We start from the raw sequence: 19,179 nt of genomic DNA on the forward strand, positions 1-19,179 counted from the left end.
TTTGCCACCCTGGATTGCTTCGCTACGCTCGCAATGACGGATACAACAAACCGCTGCCCGTCGGCGTCGCCCTACTCCACCCAATCCAGCCCGATATCGCGGTATAGGCTTTTGTCCTCCTGCCATTTCGGCGAAACCTTGACGTGCAAATACAGGTGGACACGCACGCCCATAATCGCGGCGAGATCGGCGCGCGCCTTGCTGCCGATCTCCTTCAGACGCTGGCCGCCCTTGCCCAGCACGATCGCGCGCTGGGTGTCGCGTTCGACCAGGATCTGCTGGTGAATCTCGACCGATCCGTCCTCGCGTTCCTTATACTGTTCGGTCGTGACAGCAGCCGAATAGGGGAGTTCGGCATGGAGCTGATGGTATAGCTGCTCGCGCGTAACCTCGGCCGCGAGCATCCGGTCGGTCGCATCCGACACCTGATCTTCGGGAAAATGCCACGGCCCCTCGGGCATCCGCGCCGCCAGCGCCGCTTTCAGCTCGGGGATGCCATCGCCTGTCGTCGCCGATACGAAAAAGATTTCATCGAACGGCACATGCGCGTTCAGTTGCTCGGCATGACGCAGCAGGCGCGGCTTGTCGGCGATATCGACCTTGTTGAGGATCAGGAACCGCGGCTCCTTTCGCTCGGCGATATGCTCGGCGATGGTGCGGACTTTCTCGGGCAGTCCGCCCTTGGCGTCGACCACCAATGCGATGGCATCCGAACCGCGCGCGCCTTCCCAGGCGGCGGCGACCATTGCCCGGTCGAGCCGCCGATTGGGTTCGAAAATCCCCGGCGTATCGACCAGCAGCAACTGGGTATCGCCTTCGATCGCGATACCCATCAGCCGGGTGCGCGTCGTCTGCGCCTTGGGGCTGACGATCGCGACCTTTTGCCCGACCAGCGCATTCACCAGGGTCGACTTGCCCGCATTGGGCGCGCCGACGACGGCGACCAGACCGCAACGTTGAGTGCCGGACGGGGTCAAGCGGCGACCACGCTCTGTTCGATGACGCCGAAGATCGGATGGTGCTTGTCGTCCTCGGCCCAGATGCGGACGGTGTCGCCTGCCTTCAAGAAGGGCGTCGATGGCTTGCCGTCCCTGATCGTCTCGATCGTACGAATCTCCGCAATGCAGCTATAGCCGACACCGCCGTCCGCCACCGGCTTGCCCGGACCGCCATCCGCGTCGCGGTTCGACACCGTGCCCGATCCGACGATGGTCCCCGCCCCCAGCGCGCGCGTCTTTGCCGCGTGGGCAACCAGGGTGCCGAAGTCGAAGGTCATGTCCTCGGCCGCGTCCGCCTTGCCGAAGGGTTGGCCGTTCAGTTCGACCATCAGCTTCCGGTGCAGCTTGCCGTCCTGCCACCAGTCGCCCAGCGCATCGGGGGTCACGAACACCGGCGAAAAGGCACTCGCGGGCTTCGACTGGAAAAAACCGAATCCCTTGGCGAGTTCGCCGGGGATCAGGTTGCGTAGCGAAACGTCGTTGGTCAGACCCACCAAACGGACCGCGGCCAGTGCCTCGTCGCGACTTGCGCCCAGCGGGACATCGCCGGTGACGACGACGACCTCGGCTTCGAGATCGCAGCCCCAGGCCTCGTCCTTGAGCGGGATGTCGTCGCGCGGCCCCAGAAAACCGTCGCTGCCGCCCTGATACATCAGCGGATCGTGCCAGAAGGTATCGGGCATTTCCGCGCCGCGCGCCTGTCGCACCAGTGCGACATGGTTCACATAGGCCGAACCGTCCGCCCATTGATAGGCGCGCGGCAGTGGGGCCGCCGCGTCGCGTTCGTGGAAGCGTTCGCGTGGAATCGCCTCATGGTCGAGGTCGGTGGCGAGGTTGCGCAGATCGGCCTCGACCGCGTCCCAATTGTCGAGCGCGGCTTGCAGCGTCGGGGCGATATGGCTGGCATCGGCATACCAGGCGAGGTCGGTCGATACGACGACGAGCGTGCCGTCGCGTCCGTGCTTTAGGCTGGCGAGTTTCATGGAGTCTCCCTTGATTGACCCCAGACATAGTGGGACAACGCAACTTGTCGAGCCGGTGGCGGTTATCCGGGTGATTGACACGGACGTAACACGGGGCAACGAACGCCAATATGTTCTCGGCGCTCAATTTTCTGGATTCCGGTGGCGAGATGGGTCGACGGATCCGCGACCATGACTGGTCGGGGAACCCGGCCGGTATGCCGCGCGACTGGCCGCAACCGCTTCGCTTCGCGCTCAACATCTGCATGGGATCGAGCTTCCCCACGGCGATCTACTGGGGGCCGGAACTCCGCCTGTTCTATAACGATGCCTGGGCGCACATCCCGGCCGAGCGCCATCCCTGGGCGCTGGGCCAGCGGGGTACGGACGTCTTCCCCGAAATCTGGGACATCCTCGGTCCGCAATTCGAACGCGTGATGCGGACCGGGGAAGGCTTTGCCGCCTATGACCAGCGGCTCGACATGTTTCGTGACGGGCGCACGCAGGAAACCTATTGGAACTACAGTTTCACGCCGATCCGCGACGAATATGGCGCGGTGGTCGGCATCCTCAACCAGGGCAATGAAACCACCCGCGCGGTAATGGCGGAGCGGGCGCGGCTGGCCGAGGTGGAGCGGCTGCGCGACCTGTTCGAACAGGCGCCCGGCGCGGTCGCGTTGCTGCACGGGCGAGACCATGTGTTCGAAATCGCCAACGACGCCTATCTCGATCTGGTCGGGCGTCGCGACGTGCTGGGCCTGTCGGTCGCCGATGCGCTTCCCGAGGTCGTGAACCAGGGTTTCGTCGCGTTGCTGGACGAGGTGTTCGAGCGCGGAGAGGCGCATCGCGGCTGGGCCGTTCCGGTTGCGATCGCACGCGGCGACGACGGCGTGATCGAGGAACGGCTGATCGATTTCGTCTATCAGCCGATCAAGGATCCGAACGGCAACGTCACCGACATCTTCGTCGAGGCGACCGACGTTACCGATCGCGCGCTTGCCGAACAGCGGTTGCGCGCGACCGAAGAACGGCTCGAACTGGCGCTTCACAGCTCGATCGGGATCGGCATCTGGGACTGGGACGTGCAGCGCGACCGGGTGGTGGCGGACCGGCGCTTTGCGACATTGTACGGGGTCGATCCCGAACGGGCGGCGCGCGGCGTGCCGATCGGGGAATTTCTGTCGTCGATCCACCCGTCCGATGTCGAGGCGCTGGGTGCGGCGATCGATCAGGCGGTCGAAACCGGCGCGCCCTACACGCACGAATATCGCATCGTCCAGCCGGATGGCGCGGTCCGGTGGGTATCGACTCACGGGCAATGCGCGCGTGACGACAGGGGCCAGCCGACCCGGTTCCTGGGCGTCGCCTTCGACATCACCGAACGGGTGCGGGCCGAGGAAATGGCGCGCGAGGTCGCCGAGGAGCTGCGTGCCGCGACCGACACGCAGGCGTTCGTCTATGCGCTCGCCGAACAGCAACGCGTTGCCGACAATGCCGACGCCATCATGGAATCGACCTCCCGCGCGCTGGGCGAGCGGCTGGGCCTCGACCGCGTCGGATTCTTTCGCGTGGGCGAGGATCGCGCGCTGGAGTTCGGGCCGAGCTGGAGCAGCGACCGGCTGCCGCCGATCACCGGCACCATCCCCGCAGGCGAAATGGGCACGGCAGTGCGCGACCAATATGCGCTGGGCAAAACGGTCATCATTCGCGACGCAGCCAACGATCCGCTGCACGGCGACACGCCGCTCGCGCGGCTATCGCCCGCCGGCATCGGCGTTCCGCTGCTACGCAACGGACGCTGGGTCGCCAGCCTCTATGTCAGCCAGGCAGAGCCGCGCGACTGGACCAACGAGGAAATCGCCTTCATCGAAGGGATCGCCGAAATCAGCTGGGATGCGGTCGAACGCGTCGAGGCGGTCGGTGCGCTGGTCGACAGCGAAGCCAAGTTCCGCGGCATCGTCAATTCGATCGAACAGATGATCTGGTCGACCCGGCCCGACGGCTATCACGATTATTACAACGACCGCTGGTACGAATATACCGGTACGCCGCACGGATCGACCGATGGCGAAGGGTGGAACGGCATGTTCCATCCAGAGGATCAGGATCGCGCCTGGGCGCGCTGGTCGCATTCGCTGGCGACCGGCGAGCCGTATCAGATCGAATATCGGCTTCGACATCGCAGCGGCGAATATCGCTGGGTGATGGGCCGCGCGCATCCGGTGCGCGACGATCGCGGACGCATCACCCGCTGGTTCGGCACCTGCACCGACATTCAGGAAATCGTCGACGCCCGCGAGGTTCTGAATCGATCGCGCGCGCAGCTGGAGGCGGCGGTCGAGGAACGCACGCATCAGCTGATGGCCGCCGAAGAACAATTGCGGCAGGCGCAGAAGATGGAAGCGGTCGGCCAGCTGACCGGCGGGATCGCGCATGATTTCAACAATATGCTTGCGGTGGTTCTGGGCGCGCTCGACCTGCTCGAACGACGGTTGGCGCGCGGCGAGACCGATCTGTCGCGCTATGTCGACGCCGCGCGCGACGGGGCGCAGCGCGCCGCTGCGCTGACCCAGCGCCTGCTGTCGTTCGCGCGGCAGCAGCCGCTTGCCCCCGTGAGCATCGACCCCAATCACATGCTGCGCGGGATGACCGACCTGTTGACCCGCACGCTGGGCGAAGGGGTGCGGGTGGAGACCGCGCTCGATCCCGATTGCTGGCGCGCGCGCGCCGACCCCAGCCAGCTTGAAAACTGCATCATCAACCTGTCGGTTAATGCGCGCGATGCGATGCCGCGCGGCGGCCTGCTGACGATCCGCACCGCCAATCGCAGCATCGAACGCGACGACGCCCAGATCATGGGCCTGCCGCCGGGCGATTATGTCGAGCTGTCGGTCAGCGACACCGGCGAGGGCATGGCCGAAGACGTCGCCCAGCGCGCGTTCGAACCCTTCTTCACCACCAAGGATGTCGGCAAGGGCACCGGCCTGGGGCTGAGCCAGGTGTTCGGCTTTGTCCGCCAGTCCGGCGGCCATGTGTCGATCGACACCACACAAGGACAGGGCACCACCGTGCGCCTGATCCTGCCGCGCGACCCGACAGAGGCGGTCGGCGACGCCAGCGAGGATCGTCGCGCGGCTCCGCACGGCGGCGGCGAAACGATCCTGCTGGTCGAGGACGAGGAACGCGTCCGCACCTTTTCCGCCGAAGCGTTGCGCGATCTGGGCTATCGGGTGATCGAGGCGGCCGACGGGGCGGAGGCCCTGTCGCTGATCGATCGCGGCGCGTCCATCGACCTGTTGTTCACCGACGTCATCATGCCGGGAATGACGGGCCGCGAACTCGCCGACCATGCGGCGGAACGGATCGATGGCCTGCGCGTGCTCTACACCAGCGGCTATACCCGCGACGCGATCGCCCGGCGCGACGGCGATGCGACGTTGACCGAACGCGACGTGCTCGCCAAGCCATTCGGCGTCGATGCCCTGGCGCATCGCGTGCGCGATGCGCTCGATTCGACGATCGTCCGCGCCTGATCCTTGCCCTGATCGGGTTTGAACCCTAGGGGGACGGCCTGGCCCCGCCACCCGTTCGTTTCGAGCCCAGTCGAGAAACGCTGGCGAGCCGCCGTGGTCACGTTTCTCGACTGCGCTCGAAACGAACGGGTCTCTAAGGGTCTCCTCAATCGCGCCGCTTCGAAGGGCAGCGGCGCGCACTCGATCGAAGGACGCAAGCATTGGCCAATGTCGCAGTGATCGGCGCCCAATGGGGCGACGAGGGCAAGGGAAAGATCGTCGACTGGCTCGCCGAGCGCGCCGATGTCGTGGTCCGCTTCCAGGGCGGTCATAATGCGGGGCACACGCTGGTCGTCGGCGAAGCGGTGTACAAATTGTCGCTGCTGCCGTCCGGCATCGTCCGCGGCACCCCCAGCGTCATCGGCAACGGCGTCGTGCTCGATCCCTGGGCGCTGAAGGCCGAGGTCGAGAAGCTGTCGGCGCAGGGGGTGACGATCACGCCCGATACGCTGCACATCGCCGACAATTGCACGCTCATCCTGCCGTTTCACCGCGATCTCGACGCGCTGCGCGAGGACGCGTCGGGCGCGGGCAAGATCGGGACGACGCGGCGCGGCATCGGGCCGGCCTATGAGGACAAGGTCGGCAGGCGCGCGATCCGGGTGTGCGATCTGGCGCATCTCGACAAGCTCGACGCGCAGCTCGATCGCCTGACCGCGCATCACGACGCGCTGCGCGCCGGGTTCGGCGAGCCGCCGATCGACCGCGCGCGGCTGGTCGCCGATTTGAACGAGATCGCCGAGTTCGTCCTGCAATTCGCATCGCCGGTGTGGAAGATGCTGAACGACCAGCGCGCGCGCGGACGGCGCATCCTGTTCGAAGGCGCGCAGGGCGTGCTGCTCGACATCGATCACGGCACCTATCCCTTCGTCACCTCGTCAAACACCATCGCGGGCACCGCGGCGGGCGGATCGGGGCTGGGACCGGGCGCGGTCGGCTTCGTGCTGGGCATCGCCAAGGCCTATACCACCCGCGTCGGATCGGGGCCGTTCCCGACCGAACTCGACGACGAGACGGGCGAACGGCTGGGCGTGCGCGGCCATGAATTCGGCACGGTCACGGGGCGCAAGCGCCGCTGCGGCTGGTTCGATTCGGTGCTGGTGCGCCAGTCGGCGGCGGTCGGCGGGATCACCGGCATCGCACTGACCAAGATCGACGTGCTCGACGGATTTGACGAGGTAAAGATCTGCACCGGTTATCGCCTGCGCGGCGAAACGCTCGACTATTTCCCCGCACACGCCGCCGATCAGGCCGAGGTCGAGCCGGTGTACGAATCGATGCCCGGCTGGTCCGAATCGACCGCGGGCGCGCGCAGCTGGGCCGACCTGCCCGCACAGGCGATCAAATATATCCGCCGCATCGAGGAACTGATCCAGTGCCCGGTGGCGCTGGTATCGACCAGCCCCGAGCGCGAGGACACGATCCTGGTCCGCGATCCGTTTGCCGATTGATCCTGAACGCCATCACCCGGACCTGTTCCGGGTCATGGAAGGTGGGCTCAAACGATCTCGAACAACCCGGCTGCGCCCATGCCGCCGGCCGTGCACATCGACACCACCACCCAGCGCACGCCGCGCTTGCGCCCTTCGATCAGCGCATGGCCGACCAGCCGCGTGCCGGTCATCCCGAACGGATGCCCGACCGCGATCGCGCCGCCGTTGACGTTCAGCTTCTCCGGGTCGATTCCGAGCGTGTCACGGCAATAGAGGCACTGGCTGGCAAAGGCTTCGTTGATCTCCCAAAGCCCGATGTCACCGACCGAAAGCCCGGCGCGCGCCAACAATTTCGGGACGGCGAAGACCGGGCCGATGCCCATCTCATCGGGCGCGCACCCTGCGACCTGAAACCCGCGATAGAGCCCCAGAATATCCTTGCCCTCGGCCTCGGCGGTCTTGCGGTCCATCAGCAATTGGGCGGACGCGCCGTCCGACAACTGGCTGGCATTGCCCGCGGTAACGTGGCGACCCTCGGCCACGAACTGGCCGTCCTTCCAGACGGGTTTGAGCGCCGCCAGCGCCTCGAGCGTGGTGCCCGCGCGAATGCCTTCGTCCTGAGTGACGGTCACCGTCTCGCTGCCGGTGCGGTTGCCCGCCTTGTCGAACAGCGCCTTCTCGACCGTGATCGGCACGATTTCCTCGGCGAACGCACCGTTCGCGAGGCCCGCTTCGGCGCGCTGCTGGCTCATCGCGCCGAACGCGTCCTGTGCCTCGCGGCTGATGCCATAGCGTTCCGCGACGATTTCGGCGGTTTCGATCATCGGGATATAGGCGGCGGGTTCCTTCGCCAGCACCGCTGACGAAGGCGCACGCGGCGCATCCCTGGTCACCGTCAGGCTGATCGATTCCTGCCCCCCGGCAAGCGCCACGTCGATTTCGTCGCAGATGATCGAGCGCGCGGCAAGCGCGACCGCGTTCAGCCCTGATCCGCATTTGCGATCGAGCGTGAAGGCCGGGATCGACTGCGGCAGCCCGGCGGCGAAGATCGCCATCCGCCCGGCATTGGCCCCCGTCGCGCCCCATTGGTTGCCGACCCCCCAGAACACGTCGTCGATGCGCGCGGGATCGATCCCCGCACGCTCGACCACCGCGTTCATCACATGCCCGCCCAGCACCGGCGCTTCGGTCGCGTTGAACGCGCCGCGATACGCCTTGCCGATGGCGGTGCGGGCAGTGGCGACGATGGCGGCTTCACGCATGGGTCGATCCTTTTGCGGCATCGGGTATTGCCCGAACCACTATAGAATTAAGCGCTACACGCAAGTTTCGAAGATCGGGTCAGTCGGCGAATACCGCCTTGCGCTTCGCCAACCCGGCCATCACCGCCTCGACCTGATTGGGCTGGCGGATGACGCCAGCCTGTTCCCTGCTTTCGGCGAGCAGGATCGATTTCGCGTCATTGTCGGCGACCAGATTGGCGAGCCGCTTCGCCGCCCGGATCGCGTCGGGGGACCGCTCGGCGATCTCGCGCGCCAGGCTCATCGCATGGCTATGCGGATCGTCGTTCACATGGGTGACGAAACCATATTCGGCCGCGTCCGACGTATCGAATTCGCGTGCGGTATAGGTGAGTTCGCGCAACACATCGTCGCGCACCAGCCCGCGCCACAGCGCAAAGCCCGCCATGTCGGGGACCAGCCCCCATTTCATCTCCATGATCGCAAAGCGCGTGTCGGGCGCGGCGATGCGGATATCGGCCCCCGACATGATCTGAAACCCGCCGCCGAACGCGATGCCCTTGACCGCCGCGATCACCGGTACGGGCAGCGTGCGCCACCCCCAGCCAACCTGCTGGACGATGTTGGCGTCTCCCCAGGGGCGGTCGTCGAGGTCGATGCCCGACCCGCCGCTCGCCATCGCCGCCATGTCGAGTCCGGCGCAAAAGGCGCGACCCTCGCCCGACAGCACGACGCAGCGCAGCCCCGGTGTCTCCGCCAGCCGTTCGATCGCGGCAACGATGCCGTCGAACATTGGCCGGTCGAGCGCATTGAGCTTGTCGGGACGGTTGAGGCGCACATCGGCGACACCATCGCTAATCTCAATTGTGACCCGCTCTTCGCTCACTTGCCGCTCTCCTGGATATTTCGAGCGAGCCTAACGTCATCCGGGGGCGAGGCGATAGCCCTTTCCGCGCTCGCTCAGCAGCATCGGCTGCGGCTGGCCGCGATCGAGCTTGGCGCGCAGGCGGGAGACATGGACCTGCACGACATTGGTGCCGGGGTCGTTGCGCAGGCCCCATACCGCATCAAGCAGCGCGCGTCGGCTGACCACCTGGTCGGCGCGCTCGGCCAGATGGACCAGCAACTCATATTCGCGCGGCAGCAAGTCGATCGGCCGCCCGGCGCGCTGGGCGCTGCGCTGGATGCGGTCGATCACCAGATCGCCGACGCCGATCCGGCTGGCGGGGGTGCGGGTGAGCGCGGCGAGGCGCGCGGCGATCTCTTCCGGCCCGGCGCGACCATCGACCGCGTCGTCGGCGCCCGCGTCGAGCGCCAGCGCCACCATCGCGCTGCCGCCCATCGCGCGCAGCACCAGCGGCCCGCGCCAGCCGCGCCCCCGGATCGTGTCGACCAGGTCGCGCGCCGGACCGATCTGCATCCGCCAATCGACGAACAAAGCCGTCAGCCCGCGCCAGTCGGCGGCGTCGAACGGCGCCAGCCGAAGCCCACGCGCCGATGCGGCGGCGTCGAGCCCGACTAGCTGCACATTGGTTGCGACGATCTTCCCCACCCGCGCGATCTTTAGCGCGCTCGGTAAAGGCTTGCCGACCGATCGGTCCGGTTCGGATCGGGTTGCACCAGCCGATCGCGCGCGGCGGCGGCGATGCGGCGCGACGGATCATCGGCGATCCGCTCCAGCATCGGTCTCGCCAGGCCCGGATCGGCGCGGTGCAGCGCGTCGATCGCGGTCACCCGCATCCGCTCGCATGGATGCCGCTCGGCAAAACGCGCGGCAAGGTCGATCCCGTTGCCGCCGCCGAACCGCGTGCCGATCGCCATCAGCGCCTCGCCCGGCGTGGTCGTCAATATGCCGTCGATCGTCCCCGACGTCAGGTCGTAGCGATATTGGTCGGTCCAGGGCTGCGCCGGATCGTGCCCCAAGATGTTGAGCGACACCGAAAACGCATCGGGCGGGGCCTGCGAATGCACGTCGCGGCGCATCCGGTAGAGCATCAGCTTGCCCGGCTCCAACCGGCTGCGCCCGACGAAGCGCAGCCCCGCATGCTCGCGGATCCGCCCCTCCAGCCGGTCGGGATCGACCTCGTAATAGCCGCTCCAATAGCCCGGCCCGAGATAGCCATAGGTCAGGAACGGGAAATTATGGTCGTGCGGCAGGCCGTAGAAGAATGCCGCCGCCCCGCTTGCGCCGAAACCGGGGTCGGCAGCGCTCGGCCAGAAATTGGCGCGCACGACGAAGCGGCCGTCGGGCGGGCGGAGCAGAAAGACCTGCGCGCCATAGCCATTGTCACGGGCCTGCGCGTCGCACCGGTCGGCCAACTCGCGGATCGCCAGATCGGCAAGGAAAGAGGGATTGCGCCCCAGCCGGGCGAGCGCCGGGCCAAGCGTGGCGAACGCGTCCTCGTCGCGGACGTCGATATGGGTATCGTCGAGGATCGCGAACAGATCGCCGAGGCCAATCGCGCCGCCATCGCCGGGGTCGAGGATGCGGGGCATCAGGCGGCGGCACGGATATCGGCATTGGGGTCGTCTAACGCCATTTCCGCCAGCCGCGGCCCGGCGGCATCGGCGTCGATCGCCAGCCATTGCCGCATCGCATCCCACCGGACGAAGAAGGCCGGATCGCGAGTCGCCGCATCGAATGCCGCGCGCGCATCGCGGCGGCCCGAGGCGCGCAGCAGCGTCAGCAGCATCTGGCTCCGCGCCGCGCCCTCGTCGAGCGTGGCGGCGCGTAACGGTCGGCCATCGTCGCGCGCATATTCGCGCATCACCGGCGCTGCACCCAGCCGGATCGTCGCGGTCAGCGTCACCACATCGCTGGTGGCGTCAGTGATGAGCATCGCATCGGTGCGGCCGTCCAGACGAATGATCGCGCCATCCTCCAGCGCGGCCGGCGGCAGCGCGTTACAGCAACCGCAACCGGCCCCCTCAAGCGTGAAATCGTCCCGAACCGGCGCCGCACGCCAGCGGCGCAGCACCGCCCCGCCGCCCCGATGCACGCGCATCACCGACAATCGCCCGGCAACCACGATGCTCGCCGGGGGCGGCGCATCGCCTAGCGCCTGCGCCGACAGGATCGTCGCGGTCAGCGATGCGACCGGGCAGTCGTGGATCAGCATGCTGGTCCGCAAGGCGTCGCGGCTGACCTTCACCGGCGGATCGGCGAGCGGATGCCGGGCGAGCGCCCCGATCATCGTCGCGAACATCGCGTCGATCCATGCGGGATCGGACAGGAGTGCCTCCGCATGCGCCGCGGCATCCTCCACGCACCACACGTTCGCCCAGCCCTTTCGCATAGGGCGCACCGGTGGCGAGCATCGCCAATCATGCCAGTCCGCCGCCGCCCGCTGTCGCGCGGCGATCAGTTCGCATCGCAATTCATCGCCGATCGCCGCGGGCATGGCGGCGCTCAGCTATTCGGCTGTAGCTCGTAGATGATGGTGGCAATCGCGATGACATATTCGAAGATGTCGTCGCTCGCGATCTCGGCCACGCGCAGCGCGCCGCTGGTGGCGATCTGGGTCGGCAATTCGACGATCTGGGACAGGTCAATGCTGAACGGCATAAGCGAAGCTCCCCTCGTTCGCGCCCGCATGGGCGTCGTCGCGGAAGCCTAAGCGCACGCACCGCCGACGCTCAGTTACAACGCTGTAACCTTCGCGCCGGATTGCTCCCGACGCCGCGCTTCGTGTAGGCGCACTAGCCGCATGACCTCATCGCCTTCCTCTGCACCCGCGCCCGCTCCGGCACCCGGCGTCGCCTTTGTCGGCACGTTCGATCCCGAACGGCTGTTGAAGGCGCGGCTGGGCGGGCACGTCGGTGCGCTGGCGATCCAGTATCGCGCGCATGGCAGCGACTGGATCGAACTCGACCTGCCCTATGCCGACAAACTGGTCGGCGATCCGGCGTCGGGGGTGATGGCGTCGGGCGCGATCCTCGCGCTGATGGACATGGCGTGCGGCATGTCGATCTGGATCGCCAAGAACGCTTTCGTGCCCCAGGCGACGCTCGATCTGCGGATCGATTATCTCCGCCCCGCCACGCCCGGAAAGACGGTGACGGGACGCGGCGAATGCTATCGTCTGACGCGCAGCATCGCGTTCGTCCGCGGGCTTGCGCATGACGGCGACCCCGCCGATCCGCTGGCACAGGTCGCCGCGACCTTCATGTTCACCGGGCCGCGGACATGAGCCTGCCGCCCTATGCCGAATTTCTGGGGATCACGGTCGATCGCAGCGGTGCGGGCGCGCCGGTGCTGGTCATGCCCTTTTCGGGCGATGTGCTGGGACGCCCCGGTTTCCTGCATGGCGGCGCGATCGGCGGGCTGCTCGAAATGGCCGCCATCGTCGCGCTGTGGCATGCGTTGGGCGACGAGGATGCGCGCGGCAAGCCGATCGGCGTCACCGTCGATTACATGCGCGGCGGACGCGAATTGCCGACCCGCGCGCAAGGGACGGTGACGCGGCTCGGCAGCCGGATCGCCAATGTCGAGGCATTGGCCTGGCAGGACGATCCCGCCAAACCGATCGCGTCGGCACGGATGAATTACCTGCTCAAGCGGGAATGAGCTGACCGACCTTCCGTTCGTTTCGAGCGTGGTTGAGAAGCGGTTCTCGACTTCGCTCGAAACGACCGGGTTGGTGGGGACGTTACCCCGTCGGCGACAGCTTCATCAGCTTGCCGCCTGCACCGCGACCGCCATCCTCGAGCAGCCAGATCGACCCGTCGGGCGCTTCGGCCACATCGCGGATGCGCGTTCCCATGTCCCACTGATCGCCCTTGGTCGCGTTGGTGCCGTTCACATCGACGCGCACCAGCGCCTGGCCCGACAGTGCGCCGATGAAGATGTCGCCGCGCCACTGCGGCCACAGCTTGCCCGAATAGATCATCAGGCCGGCGGGCGAAATCGCGGTGCCCGGCCACGACACCTTTGGCGCTTCCAGATCGGGGCGTGTCGAATGATCGGGGATGGGTCGCCCGTCATAATGATCGCCATCAGACACGATGGGATAACCGTAATTGCGGCCCGGCAGCACCAGGTTCAGCTCGTCGCCCGCCTTCGGTCCCATTTCCTGCTGCCAGAAATTGCCCGACGCATCGAATGCCATCCCCAGAATGTTGCGATGGCCATAAGACCAGATTTCTGGGCGGAAGCCCTGCGCCGCCAGTGGATTGCCGGGCGCGGGCTGGCCGTCGAGCGTCAGCCGCGCGATCTTGCCCAACGTGCCCGACTTGTCCTGTGCGGGATCGAATTTCTGGCGCTCGCCCATCGCGAAGAAGACATGCTGGCCGTCGGGCGCGAACGCGATCTGGCCCGAATAATGGCCGTTGCCTTCGACATAGGGGGTGGCGCGATACAGCGTCGACACCTGTTCCAGCCGCGCCTGGCCATCGCCCTCGACCAGTCGCCCGCGTGCGAGCACCACGCCCTTGCCGCCCTGTCCGGCTTCGGAATAGCTGAAATAGACGAGGCCGTTCTGCGCGAACTGCGGGTGCAGCGCGACATCCATCAGCCCGCCCTGCCCGGCGCTGTCGACGGCGGGAATGCCGGAGATCGGGATGCGCTGTTGGCCATCGGCCGAGGCGAGCAGCATCCGTCCGCCCTTTTCGGTAATCAGCATCCGCCCGTCGGCCAGGAAGGTCATCGCCCAGGGCGAATCGAGCGTCGCGACATTGGCGACGGTGAACGGCCGCTCGCCTGCGGGCGCGGTCGCTTGCGTCGCATTGTCGCTGACATTGCCCGCATTGGCGTTGCCGCCCTGATTGCACGCGGCGAGCAGAACGAACGCCGCCGCGCCGTAACGAAGATTGATCATGCATCTTCCCCTTTGAAATTTCATGGACGTGGATATCGGCAAAGCGAACGCACGATCTCTCGACTTGGTTCATCCCATCCCGGCGCGTCTTCGTCGAGCGCGTCCGGGCGCAGAGGGTTAACCCGATGAAAAGCGCTGGCGATTAGGGTCGCTCGCCATGCCGCACGCCGCCCTTTCGCCTGTTCGCCGTCGAATCGACTGGCCGATCAAGGAAATGCTGCTGCTGGCCTATCTGGCGCTGGGCTGGGGTGGGATCGTCGAACGGGTGCTGTCGCTGGGCCTGTCGATCGCCTTGCCGATCTATCTCGCCCTGTTGGGCGCGCTGGTGCTGGCGCTGTTGCTGGTGTCGCGGATCGCGCAAGACGCTTTGCGCTGGACGCTTGCCGTCCTGCTGTTCGTTTCGGCCGCATTCATGGCTGCAAACGAACAGATCACCGGCCAGCATTTCACCTATGAAAGCTTCCTCAACATGCTTGATGCGGCGGGCTTTTTTGGCGACGCGCTGGCGCAGCATGGCAACCGGATGGCCCTTGCGGCGCTGACCGCGCTGCCGTTGCTGCTTGGCATCGGGGTGCGCCCGCGCGCTGGTTCCCAGTTGTGGGGGAAGACGTTCGGGTGGACAGCGGGCGTCGCCGTGCCGGTCGCCGTATTGATCGGCTTTACCTCGATGCTGTTCATGCGCGGCGGCGACGGCGCGCGCGGGCTGCCGGGGACGTGGCCGCCCATCGCCTATGCCCTGCTGCTGGGGAGCGAGCGCGCGACGCGCCCGTCGATCGAACCGCACGACGTCGAACTGATCCCCGGACGCCCGCGCGCGGCAGGCGACATCGTGCTGCTGATCGACGAAAGCATTGCGCCGACCTATCTCGACATCAACGATCCCGCAGGGGTCCGCTCGGGACTTGCAGAGGCGCGCCCGGGCATCGTCATCCACAATTTCGGGATCGGCGCGGCGGTGACGCATTGCATCCTGGGATCGAACCTGACGCTGCGGCACGGCGGCACGCGCGACGACTATCAACTCCGCAACGCGACGGGGCCGACGATCTGGCAATATGCCAAGCGAGCGGGCTATCGCACCGTCTATCTCGACGCGCAGCGCACCGGCGGCGCGTTTCAGAACGGCATGGACGCCGCCGAGGCAGCGGCGATCGACCGGTTCGTCCAGTTCGGCGATGTCGACGTCATCGACCGCGACCATGCGCTGGCCGAGCGATTGTCCGAATATCTGCGGGACGACGTCCGCGACGTCATCGTCGTCAACAAGATCGGCGCGCATTTCCCGGTCCAGGCCAAATATCCCGAACACGCGAGCCGCTATGCTCCGGTCCCGTCGCGCGCCCGCTTTGCGGGCATCGTCGATACTGCCAGCCGCGAGGGGTTCGACGATTCGGGGGAGGGCTGGCGACGCTATCGTAACGCCTATCGCAATACGGTCGAATGGAATGTCGGCGGATTTTTCGACCGGCTGTTTACCGCCGGGATCGGCACCGCGACGATCCTCTACACCGCCGATCACGGCCAGGATCTGAACGAAATCGGGCGTCCCGGCGCAAGCACCCATTGCTCAAGCAATCCGACGCCGGCCGAGGGCGCGGTGCCGGTCGTCGTGCTGGCGGGCGAAGGGGCTGGCGGACCCGATTGGGCAGCGGCGGCGGCGACCAACGCGAATCGCGCGAGCCATTACCAGTTCTTCCCGACCCTGCTCGCGCTGATGGGCTATCCGTCGGGCGATTATGGCGCGAACCTGACGATGCCGCTTGCCGACGAATTGCGCTTCAACAAGCGGTTCAACGCCCGGCTGGGCCGCATGCCCGAATGGCTGGCGATCGATCCGTACGCGCTGCCGCGCCCGCCCGCCAGCGACGCCGGAGCACGCTGAACCGCTATCGCTTGCCAGCGGATGCGATTCGACCTATATCGCCCCTCGTTCTCGACATCGGAAACCTTGACGAGGCTGGCCCCACCGGGACCGGCAACGACCGGGTGCATCTGCGCGAGACACGAGCGATTTTGAGGATAGGCACACGCATGGCGGACATCGCCGCACTGACCGCGTTGATCGAACCCGAGGCTCAGGCTTTGGGGCTGGCGCTGGTGCGCGTGAAGATGTTCGGCGGCGAAAGCGACCCGACCTTGCAGGTGATGGCCGAGCGGCCCGACACCCGCCAGCTGACCATCGACGATTGCGCGACGCTGTCGCGCGCCATCTCCGAAAAGCTCGATGCGCTCGAAGAAGCGGGCCGCGATCCGATCGATCATGCCTATCGCCTCGAAGTATCCTCGCCCGGCATCGACCGCCCGCTGACGCGGCTCGCCGATTTTGAGGACTGGAAGGGGCATGAAGCCCGCGTGACCCTCACAGAGAAGATCGACAATCGCAAGCAGCTGACCGGCATCCTGATGGGGGTCGAGGGCGATCAGGTCACGGTCGATGTCCGCAAGCATCAGCCCATGACCGTCGCATTCGCCGACATTGCAGACGCAAAATTGACGATCACCGACAGGCTGATCGCCGCTACCAGACCGCTCTCCACCGAGGGCGCCGACGACATCATCGAAGTGGAAGGTTGATTCAGACGATGGCCACCGCAGTTACCGCCAACCGTGCCGAACTGATCGCGATCGCCGACGCCGTCGCGCGCGAAAAGCTGATCGACAAGGCAATCGTGATCGAGGCGATGGAAGACGCGATCCAGCGCGCCGCCCGCGCCCGCTATGGCGCCGAAAACGACATTCGCGCGAAACTCGACCCCAATACCGGCGATCTTCGCCTGTGGCGCGTCGTCGAAGTGGTCGAGGCGGTCGACGATTATTTCAAGCAGGTGAACCTGAAAGAAGCCGAAAAGCTTCAAAAGGGCGCGGTCGTCGGCGACTATATCGTCGATCCGCTGCCCCCGATCGAATTCGGCCGCATTGCCGCGCAGGCCGCCAAGCAGGTCATCTTTCAAAAGGTCCGCGACGCCGAGCGCGACCGGCAGTTCGACGAGTTCAAGGACCGCGTGGGTGAGATTATCACCGGCGTCGTCAAGCGCGTCGAATTCGGCCATGTCGTCGTCGATCTGGGCCGCGCCGAAGGCGTCATCCGCCGCGATGCTCAGATCCCGCGCGAAGTGGTGCGCGTCAACGACCGTATCCGCTCGATCATCCTCAACGTCCGCCGCGAAAATCGCGGGCCTCAGATTTTTCTGAGCCGCGCGCATCCCGACTTCATGAAGAAGCTGTTCGCGCAGGAAGTGCCCGAAATCTATGACGGCATCATCGAGATCAAGGCCGCGGCCCGCGATCCGGGGTCGCGCGCCAAGATCGGCGTGATTTCGCATGACAGCTCGATCGATCCGGTCGGCGCGTGCGTCGGCATGAAGGGCAGCCGCGTTCAGGCGGTGGTCCAGGAAATGCAGGGTGAAAAGATCGACATCATCCCCTGGAGCGAGGACACCGCGACCTTCGTCGTCAACGCGCTCCAGCCCGCCAGCGTCAGCCGCGTGTTGATCGACGAAGAGGATGACCGCATCGAAGTCGTGGTCCCCGACGATCAGCTTTCGCTCGCCATCGGTCGCCGCGGCCAGAATGTCCGCCTCGCCAGCCAGCTGACCGGCAAGGCGATCGACATCATGACCGAGGCCGATTCGAGCGAAAAGCGCCAGAAGGAATTCGTCGAGCGTTCGGAAATGTTCCAGAACGAACTCGACGTCGACGAAACGCTGGCACAACTGCTGGTCGCCGAGGGCTTCGGCGAACTCGAAGAAGTCGCCTATGTCGAAATCGACGAACTGGCGGGCATCGAGGGCTTTGACGAAGATCTGGCAGGCGAGTTGCAGAATCGCGCCGCCGAAGCATTGGAGCGCCGCGAAGAAGCCAATCGCACCGAGCGCAAGGCGCTGGGCGTCGAGGACGATCTGGCCGGGATGCCCTATCTGACCGAAGCGATGCTCGTCACGCTTGGCAAGGCGGGGATCAAGACGCTCGACGATCTGGCCGATCTGGCGACCGACGAACTGGTCCAGAAGAAGCGCATCGAGCCGCGCCGCCGCAACGAGGATGCGCCCAAGCGCACCGAAGACAAGGGCGGAATCCTGGCGTCCTATGGCCTGAGCGACGAACAGGGCAATGAGATCATCATGGCCGCCCGCGCCCACTGGTTCGAGGACGAGGACGCGGCGAAAGCCGAAGCCGATCAGGAAGCCGGTTCGTCCGGTGCGGAGGACGCTGTTGCGGACTCCGAGCAATGATAATGCTGGGCTGACCCAAGCTACCCGTCACCCCGGACCGGGAACCCAGCAAAGTATTACTTTGCTGGGAACCCTTGTGCCGGGGTCCACGGTGCCGCGAGTCTGGAACCGGGTTGGTGCGCGGAAGCGTGCCGCCCGGCCCCGCTGGTTTGCGCCTGTGGCTTGGTGGGCCCCGGAACAGGTCCGGGGTGAAGTGTGGATGGAGGCGCGCGCATGAGCGACCCCATCCGCACCTGCATCCTGTCGCGCGAATCCGACACGCGCGATCACCTGATCCGGCTCGCTTTGTCCCCGGACGGCGAGGTGCTGCCCGATGTCCGCGCCAAGGCGCCGGGCCGCGGCGCGTGGATCGGCGTAACCCGCGGCGAACTGGAAACCGCGATCGCCAAGGGCAAGCTGAAAGGCGCGCTGGCCCGCGCATTCAAGGGCGCGACGCTTTCCATTCCCGCCGACCTGCCGCAGCGCATCGCCGATGCGCTCGAACGCGACGCGCTCAACCGCTTCGGCCTGGAGTCGAAGGCGGGTCATGTCGTGATCGGTCACGAGAAGATCGAAAAGGCCGGTCGTGCGGGCAAGCTGCACCTGCTGGTCCACGCCAATGACGCGGGCGCCGACGGCACGCGCAAGCTCGATCAGGCATGGCGAGTCGGGCGCGACGAAGAGGGTTCGGGCGCAACAGGCTTGGATTTGCCGGTTTCGCGCACCATATTGTCTTTGGCCCTTGGCCGCGAAAATGTGGTACATGCCGGGCTGATCGACGCGAGAGCGGCAAAGCGGGTGGGCGAAAGCCTGGCCCGCTGGTTGTATTTTATCGGACCTGACGGTGCGACCAAGCCTTGCGAAACGCTTTCGCAGGGGCCATCGGACGGCGCGGCAGGCGCGTCGGACGAACCGACGAACGACGCTAGGGAATTTGAGTAACCGG

General features: G+C 66.3%; 17 protein-coding genes. 8 read left to right on the plus strand and 9 right to left on the minus strand.

Annotation, left to right across the window (positions count from 1 at the left end):
* Positions 1–71: 71 nt before the first annotated feature.
* Positions 72–977, minus strand: a complete 906-nt coding sequence (era, locus tag ACX0GZ_RS11335; protein ID WP_458816464.1) for a GTPase Era — start codon at positions 975–977, stop codon at positions 72–74.
* A complete protein-coding gene (locus ACX0GZ_RS11340; protein ID WP_458816466.1) occupies positions 974–1,981 on the minus strand; it encodes a fumarylacetoacetate hydrolase family protein in 1,008 nt (335 codons plus the stop codon). The genes era and ACX0GZ_RS11340 overlap by 4 nt, the downstream gene beginning before the upstream one ends.
* Before the next feature lie 110 nt (positions 1,982–2,091).
* On the opposite strand from ACX0GZ_RS11340, the gene ACX0GZ_RS11345 reads away from it, so the two are divergent.
* Together ACX0GZ_RS11345 and ACX0GZ_RS11350 are read left to right on the plus strand one after the other, a co-directional pair.
* Positions 2,092–5,493, plus strand: a complete 3,402-nt coding sequence (locus ACX0GZ_RS11345) for a PAS domain-containing protein (RefSeq protein WP_458816468.1) — start codon at positions 2,092–2,094, stop codon at positions 5,491–5,493.
* A gap of 200 nt (positions 5,494–5,693) precedes the next feature.
* The gene (locus ACX0GZ_RS11350) at positions 5,694–6,983 is read left to right on the plus strand and encodes an adenylosuccinate synthase (RefSeq protein WP_458816470.1); all 1,290 of its coding nucleotides are present in this window, start codon (positions 5,694–5,696) and stop codon (positions 6,981–6,983) included.
* 47 nt (positions 6,984–7,030) lie between these two features.
* Here the strand turns inward: ACX0GZ_RS11350 and ACX0GZ_RS11355 are convergent, their stop codons facing one another.
* The 6 genes from ACX0GZ_RS11355 to ACX0GZ_RS11380 all read right to left on the minus strand — a co-directional run bounded on the left by ACX0GZ_RS11355 (position 7,031) and on the right by ACX0GZ_RS11380 (position 11,771).
* Positions 7,031–8,227, minus strand: a complete 1,197-nt coding sequence (locus ACX0GZ_RS11355; protein WP_458816472.1) for an acetyl-CoA C-acyltransferase — start codon at positions 8,225–8,227, stop codon at positions 7,031–7,033.
* 79 nt (positions 8,228–8,306) lie between these two features.
* A complete protein-coding gene (locus ACX0GZ_RS11360) occupies positions 8,307–9,092 on the minus strand; it encodes a crotonase/enoyl-CoA hydratase family protein (RefSeq protein ID WP_458816474.1) in 786 nt (261 codons plus the stop codon).
* A gap of 36 nt (positions 9,093–9,128) precedes the next feature.
* The gene (locus ACX0GZ_RS11365; RefSeq protein ID WP_458816476.1) at positions 9,129–9,758 is read right to left on the minus strand and encodes a winged helix-turn-helix transcriptional regulator; all 630 of its coding nucleotides are present in this window, start codon (positions 9,756–9,758) and stop codon (positions 9,129–9,131) included.
* 11 nt (positions 9,759–9,769) lie between these two features.
* Complete coding sequence (locus tag ACX0GZ_RS11370) at positions 9,770–10,702, minus strand: transposase (RefSeq protein ID WP_458816478.1); 933 nt, start codon at positions 10,700–10,702, stop codon at positions 9,770–9,772.
* A complete protein-coding gene (locus tag ACX0GZ_RS11375) occupies positions 10,702–11,607 on the minus strand; it encodes a hypothetical protein (RefSeq protein WP_458816480.1) in 906 nt (301 codons plus the stop codon). Before ACX0GZ_RS11375 ends, ACX0GZ_RS11370 begins: the two co-directional genes overlap by 1 nt.
* Positions 11,608–11,615: 8 nt before the next feature.
* Positions 11,616–11,771: a hypothetical protein gene (locus tag ACX0GZ_RS11380; protein ID WP_458816482.1), complete on the minus strand. Its 156-nt coding sequence runs from the start codon at positions 11,769–11,771 to the stop codon at positions 11,616–11,618.
* A gap of 142 nt (positions 11,772–11,913) precedes the next feature.
* On the opposite strand from ACX0GZ_RS11380, the gene ACX0GZ_RS11385 reads away from it, so the two are divergent.
* Entirely contained in the window at positions 11,914–12,396 is a 483-nt protein-coding gene (locus ACX0GZ_RS11385; protein ID WP_458816484.1) for a PaaI family thioesterase, read from the plus strand.
* Complete coding sequence (locus tag ACX0GZ_RS11390; protein ID WP_458816486.1) at positions 12,393–12,773, plus strand: PaaI family thioesterase; 381 nt, start codon at positions 12,393–12,395, stop codon at positions 12,771–12,773. The genes ACX0GZ_RS11385 and ACX0GZ_RS11390 overlap by 4 nt, the downstream gene beginning before the upstream one ends.
* 82 nt (positions 12,774–12,855) lie before the next feature.
* Here the strand turns inward: ACX0GZ_RS11390 and ACX0GZ_RS11395 are convergent, their stop codons facing one another.
* Positions 12,856–14,022 (minus strand): PQQ-dependent sugar dehydrogenase, encoded by a 1,167-nt coding sequence (locus ACX0GZ_RS11395; RefSeq protein WP_458816488.1) that lies wholly within the window; start codon positions 14,020–14,022, stop codon positions 12,856–12,858.
* 157 nt (positions 14,023–14,179) lie between these two features.
* On the opposite strand from ACX0GZ_RS11395, the gene ACX0GZ_RS11400 reads away from it, so the two are divergent.
* From ACX0GZ_RS11400 to ACX0GZ_RS11415, 4 genes are all read left to right on the plus strand, one after another.
* Complete coding sequence (locus ACX0GZ_RS11400) at positions 14,180–15,904, plus strand: sulfatase-like hydrolase/transferase (protein WP_458816490.1); 1,725 nt, start codon at positions 14,180–14,182, stop codon at positions 15,902–15,904.
* Between the two features lie 149 nt (positions 15,905–16,053).
* The gene (gene rimP / locus ACX0GZ_RS11405) at positions 16,054–16,596 is read left to right on the plus strand and encodes a ribosome maturation protein RimP (RefSeq protein WP_458816492.1); all 543 of its coding nucleotides are present in this window, start codon (positions 16,054–16,056) and stop codon (positions 16,594–16,596) included.
* Between the two features lie 8 nt (positions 16,597–16,604).
* On the plus strand, positions 16,605–18,254 hold the full coding sequence (gene nusA, locus ACX0GZ_RS11410) for a transcription termination factor NusA (protein WP_458816494.1): 1,650 nt from the start codon (positions 16,605–16,607) through the stop codon (positions 18,252–18,254).
* Positions 18,255–18,467: 213 nt separating this feature from the next.
* The gene (locus ACX0GZ_RS11415; RefSeq protein ID WP_458816495.1) at positions 18,468–19,175 is read left to right on the plus strand and encodes a DUF448 domain-containing protein; all 708 of its coding nucleotides are present in this window, start codon (positions 18,468–18,470) and stop codon (positions 19,173–19,175) included.
* Positions 19,176–19,179 lie beyond the last annotated feature (4 nt).

The organism is Sphingomonas aestuarii, from assembly GCF_054457155.1.